Annotated in this window: 2 protein-coding genes; both read left to right on the plus strand. The window is 68.4% G+C overall.

The genetic code is table 11. From position 1 onward, the window contains the following. The coding region (locus AC5LUJ_RS20515; protein ID WP_493465543.1) for a formyltransferase family protein at window positions 1–883 on the plus strand (883 nt) is incomplete at its 5' end. Window positions 884–963: 80 nt separating this feature from the next. After that, window positions 964–1,936, plus strand: a 973-nt coding sequence (locus AC5LUJ_RS20520; protein WP_493465544.1) for a DMT family transporter, incomplete at its 3' end; no start/stop codon positions are given.

Here is a 1,936-nt window from a genome sequence, read left to right on the forward strand (position 1 = left end):
CAAGGATTCGGACACTCTGATGGGTATCGTTCGCGACGGCGACACCGTCCGCTTCGACTCCGACCACCCGCATCTGCGCGTCGTCCTGCTGATCTGCGACGACCCGCAGCATAGCTACCTGCGCCGTCTGGTCGGCACCCGGCTGAACCTGCTTGCCACGATCGTCGAATCCGGCGCAGACCAGCAGCGGCGACTGTGGCGGCATCACCGCTACCGGGATGCGCTTTACCGCGCCTACCAGGGCAGACGGCAAAAGCTGACGGGTCGGGCGCGGTACCGCCGGGAGTATTTCGGGGCCTTGTGTGCCGATCTGCCCGAACCGGACACGCCTGCGCACCGGGTCGCCAACGTCAACAGCCCAGAGGTGCGGGAACTCGTTGCCGGGCTGCGCCCGGACCTCACTGTGGTGTGCGGTACCGGCGTGCTCGGCCGGAAACTGATTGGGACCGTACCCGGACTGATGGTCAACATCCACACCGGATGGCTGCCGGAGTACAAGGGCAACCACTGCATCTACTTCGCCTACCGCGCGGCCGACTGGGACCGCATCGGCGCGACGGTGCATGTGCTGACCCCGGCGCTGGACTCCGGCGCGGTGCTGGACACCACCGTCCCGCCGATGTTCCCCCACGACAACGACGAGCACCTGTACTCGCGGTCGGTGCACTACGGCGTGCTGCGCACCATCGAACTCGCGGAGCGATTGGAACGCGGCGAGACGATATCGCTGCGCAAGCAGCCCGACCGCGGCACCACCTACCGGCATCGAGACCGCACCCCTCTGCCGGAACTCGCGCTGTGGCTGCGGCGGATCAGCGGTCGGCACCCAGTGCCGCTGCGGGCGGCGGCACCGCCCGCAGCCAACGTCCCCACCCCGACTTGAACCGGCGCCGCTCCCACTCCGGCGACAGGACCGAATTCGTCGGCACGACAGGGGCATCCCGCGCCCGAGAGGAAGGAATCGTGACTTCATCGTGCCAACACACCGGACCGTCGACGGCGGCTGGGACGGCGCGCACGTCCTGGGGGGGCTATGGGCTGGCGCTGGTGGCCGTGGTGATCTGGGCCGGGAACTTCGTCGTCGCACGGGGGCTGCGCGATGAGGTCTCCCCGGTCGCCCTGTCATTCTGGCGTTGGGCGATCGCGAGCGTCGTGCTGGTGCCCTTCGTGGCCCGCGCGCCCCGGGCCCAGTGGTGGCTGGCCCGCGCCCATCTCGGATACCTGTGCCTGACCGGATTCCTCGGGGTCACCGCGTTCAACACGCTGGTCTACGTCGCGGGTCGTACCACGTCGGCGACCAACCTGGCGCTGCTGGCAGTGGCCGCGCCGGTGTTCATCGTGCTGCTCGCGCGCGTGTTGGACGACACGCCGATCACCTGGATGCGGCTGGTGGGCATGGTCGTCGCGCTGGTCGGGGTAGTGGTACTGATTACTGACGGGTCGCTGACCGGTCTGCGGTTCCACTCCGGTGACCTGTGGATGCTGCTGAGCACGTTGACGTTCGCCTGCTACTCGGTGCTGGTGCGACGCAAGCCGCCGCAGCTGCGGAGTTCAGTGTTCCTGGCCAGCGTGTTCGGCGCCGGCACGGCGTTTCTGCTGCCGCTGTACCTCGGGGACGTGCTGCTGGCGGACGGCCGGATGTCCCTGGACGGCCCGGTGTTGTGGTCGCTGCTGTACATCGGAGTGCTGTCCTCGGCGGTGGCCTTCACGGCGTGGAACCGGTCAATCGCCGTCATCGGCGCCTCGCGTGCGGGGTTCATCTACTACCTCGAACCGGTCGCCACCGCGTTGGTGGCGTGGCCGGTGCTGGGGGAGCGCGTGGCATGGGTGCAGGGCGTAGCGATGCTGCTGATCGTGTGCGGCGTGTTCGTCAGCAACCAGGGCCCGACGATCGGTACCACCACCAGGGGCACGACGGTGACGAATGGCGGGGAAA

This window comes from Protofrankia sp. CiP1_Cm_nod3, assembly GCF_982290655.1.